General features: G+C 60.6%; 1 protein-coding gene. It reads left to right on the top strand.

Going from position 1 to position 269, the window contains the following annotated elements:
- Positions 1-244, top strand: a 244-nt coding sequence (locus A3764_RS01410) for a PhnE/PtxC family ABC transporter permease (protein WP_150122035.1), incomplete at its 5' end; no start/stop codon positions are given.
- Positions 245-269: the final 25 nt, after the last annotated feature.

Genomic DNA, 269 nt, shown 5'->3' with positions numbered 1-269 from the left:
CAGATACGCGATCTGGCCGCAGATGGCGCCGGTCGTCGCCCGCGACACGATTTTCCGGTTCGAGTTGAACCTGCGCGAGTCGCTGATCCTCGGCATTGTCGGCGCGGGCGGGATCGGCTTTTACATCCAGACCTACGTGCGCTCTTTCCAGTATGATAAGGCGGCCAGCGTCACGATTGCCGTCGTCGTCATGGTCATCGCTATCGAAGCCATCAACGTTGCGCTGCGCCGTCGCTTCACCTGACGATCAGGCATAGATGTCGATGGGG

The sequence above is a fragment of the Sulfitobacter sp. HI0129 genome, from assembly GCF_001635395.1.
GTDB lineage: Bacteria > Pseudomonadota > Alphaproteobacteria > Rhodobacterales > Rhodobacteraceae > Sulfitobacter.
The sequence above is the reverse complement of the archived record's forward strand: the minus strand, read 5'-3'. Positions and strand labels throughout refer to the sequence as shown.